General features: G+C 45.4%; 2 protein-coding genes and 1 pseudogene. 1 reads left to right on the top strand and 2 read right to left on the bottom strand.

What is annotated here, in order from left to right; translation table 11 throughout:
- Nucleotides 1-223: 223 nt before the first annotated feature.
- Complete coding sequence (locus OU792_RS18285; protein WP_134203139.1) at nt 224-1,192, bottom strand: tryptophan 2,3-dioxygenase family protein; 969 nt, start codon at nt 1,190-1,192, stop codon at nt 224-226.
- Between the two features lie 117 nt (nt 1,193-1,309).
- Between OU792_RS18285 and OU792_RS18290 the strand changes: the two genes are divergently transcribed.
- The gene (locus tag OU792_RS18290) at nt 1,310-2,515 is read left to right on the top strand and encodes an acyl-CoA dehydrogenase family protein (protein WP_274671016.1); all 1,206 of its coding nucleotides are present in this window, start codon (nt 1,310-1,312) and stop codon (nt 2,513-2,515) included.
- Nucleotides 2,516-2,622: 107 nt separating this feature from the next.
- On the opposite strand, the pseudogene OU792_RS18295 reads toward OU792_RS18290, so the two are convergent.
- Nucleotides 2,623-3,098 (bottom strand): annotated as a pseudogene (locus OU792_RS18295) (hypothetical protein); the annotation flags it as partial.

Consider the following 3,098-nt stretch of genomic DNA (forward strand, 5'->3'; position numbering starts at 1 on the left):
TCGGGAATCCAGTCATTTTTAGGGTGGCAAAGCAGGACAAAATTCCGCTGCGCACTATTTATTCAAGAAACGAAAACACGGACAGCGGAAAGAAAAGAACGGGGCAAAGACTTTTGGATACTTTTGGTCTTCAAAAGTATCAACAAATTAGGCAACCGATAAAGCAATAAAGTTTAAAATGTAATAAGGATAAAATTGTGGACTGGCCCCCCAAAAACCATTCTTACCCCTCCTTTTCCTCTCCGAAAATCTCCTTCACTACCCAGCCTTTCCCCCACTCTTCTTTTTCCTTTTCGGTCCAGAGCTCGGGAAAGAAGATCACCTTCTGAAATCGCGGCGGAAGGTACTTTTGCCAGTTGGTTCCACCCGTAGCGGCAATATCCACCGGATCCCGCTGAAGGTAGCGAACGGCTGATTTGTAATGCGCCAAAGGCCAAAAGACATTGGCTTTCAGGTCAAACTGTTTCATCAAATCCTCCAGTTCCTGACTGGGCGATTCGATTTCCATAAAGCGCTGCCAAAGGTTTTTCCTGCGATAGGACTCAATCAGTTCCTTCAGCTTCTTCCCATATTTCAGGTTGAAGTTTTTGAGCGTCAAGGTCTTTTGCCCGGTGGCCAACTCGATCGCTCCCTGCTGCCAATACAAATGCTCAAAAATATCATCCGCCGGAGAATGATAGTCGAAATCAGGTCTTGCGCCCAAGGCTACCAACTGAAAAGCATCCGCTGCCATCAATTCGATCTCCCGATACTGCGCACTTTGAAAACCCGAGGAAGGAAGCAGGGACATTCTGAATTTCAAAAATTGCTCCCGCTCCATGCCTTTCCACATCATCGCAAAGGAGGAAATCAAATGATCAAAATACATCAGAATCCGCTCCAGACGGGTTTTGAAAAAGTCCTCATCCAGGTCTTCCCTATCCGATATCTGCTCCATTTCCGATATGATCAGCTTGAAATAGAGTTCGGTGATCTGATGATAGATGATAAAGATCTTCTCGTCCTTGAAGCTTGTTTTGGGTTGCTGCAGGGAAAGTAAGACATCCAGATTGATGTATTCCCAATAGGTCAGGTAATCGGCGTAAAGCAATCCTTCCAGGTAGGAAAGCATATCCTGACCGGATGCTTTAAACTTTTCTTCGAGTTGTTTGATTTTATCTAAAATGCGTGGGTCAAATTGGGAATCGCTCATGGCTAAATTTTATCAAAAATGATAGTTTTTTCCCCTTCGATCTATTTACTTCGAAAGGTCTTGGGGCTTTTCTTCCCGACAAAAATCAAGCATTCAATTCAATAAACCAAAAATAGTATGGAGGCTGTAGGAATTCAGAAATCACAAAAGCAGGACACCTTCGAAGGGGTTGACTTTCTAGACCTAGACGATTTGCTGACGGAGGAGCACAAACTCATCCGAAGTTCGATCCGTGATTTCGTCAAACGGGAGATCAGCCCATATATTGAGGACTGGGCACAGAAAGCGCATTTCCCGGAGGAAATCGTCAAAAAGTTCGGGGATGTAGGTGCTTTTGGTCCCCAGATTCCGGAAGAGTATGGCGGTGGCGGTTTGGATTACATCGCCTATGGCCTCATCATGCAGGAGATCGAGCGGGGAGATTCCGGTATGCGATCCACGGCATCCGTACAGGGTTCCCTGGTCATGTACCCCATCTATAAATTCGGTTCGGAGGAGCAAAGACAAAAATACCTACCCAAATTAGCTTCCGGCGAAATGCTGGGATGCTTCGGGCTGACCGAACCTGACCACGGTTCCAACCCAAGTGGCATGGTCACCAACTTCAAGGATATGGGAGACCACTACCTACTGAACGGTGCCAAAATGTGGATTTCCAATTCCCCCAAAGCCGATATCGCGGTCGTCTGGGCTAAAAATGAAGAAGGCCGAATTCATGGTTTGATCGTCGAGCGCGGCATGGAAGGCTTCTCCACTCCGGAGACGCACAACAAGTGGTCCTTGCGGGCTTCCTGCACCGGTGAACTCGTCTTTGACAATGTGAAAGTACCGAAGGAAAACCTCCTACCCGGCAAATCCGGATTGGGTGCGCCTTTAATGTGTTTGGACTCGGCCCGCTTTGGGATCGCCTGGGGCGCGATCGGAGCTGCCATGGACTGCTATGAGTCGGCTAGAAAGTACGCGATGGAGCGTATTCAGTTTGATAAGCCGATAGCAGGCTTCCAATTGATTCAAAAGAAACTGGCAGAGATGCTAACCGAAATCACCAAAGCCCAATTACTGGCTTGGAAGGTGGGAAAAATGATGAATGAGGGCAAGGCCAAGACCGTGCATATTTCCATGGCCAAGCGCAACAATGTGGAAATGGCCCTAACTATCGCGCGGGAAGCCCGACAAATCCATGGCGGCATGGGAATCACCGGCGAATACCCCATTATGCGCCATATGATGAATCTGGAATCCGTAATCACCTATGAAGGCACCCATGATATTCACTTGCTGATTCTCGGAAATGAAATTACCGGAATTCCGGCTTTTAAATAAGGTTTTTGAGGCAGTTCTGAAACCCCTGTTCTGAAATTAGGGATGGGGTTTAGTTTTTTACCTTTCGGAAAGAAGGGAGAACTTGCAAATTCAGTCGAATGTTTGCTTTATTTGTTCAGCTTTTTATAGATCTTTTTCATCATCAATTCCTTCACCAAATCACCGAAAACTTTATCCTCCAAAATCTTTTCAAAGATTTCCTGATTTTGGTCCATGCGTCCAATTAGTTTGTCAATGAATTTGTCATTGAAGGCAAATTTGAATGTGTCAATCTTATTTACTCTTGCCTGTGTCTGCAAGGTTTCATCTTCCATCAACTCGGCTTCTAATTGGTCGAAGAACAGTTTGTCTGCTTCTTCAAATTCTGTCCCGAAACGGTCATTGAGAACATTGATTATTTCTGAAAGTAGAGCTTCTTCGTCTTTAGCACGTTTTAGTCCTGCTTCTGATGTTCCGCTTAGTTCACCTTCTTCTCCTTTTTGTAATTCAATCGAACCTTCTTTTATCTTTTGTAAACGATAATATTCTAAAGCCACTTCATCATCTAGGTGCAGTGATTCCGAAAGTTCACGCTTAGGAAGTC

The organism is Algoriphagus sp. NF, from assembly GCF_028823735.1.
Lineage (GTDB): Bacteria > Bacteroidota > Bacteroidia > Cytophagales > Cyclobacteriaceae > Algoriphagus > Algoriphagus marincola.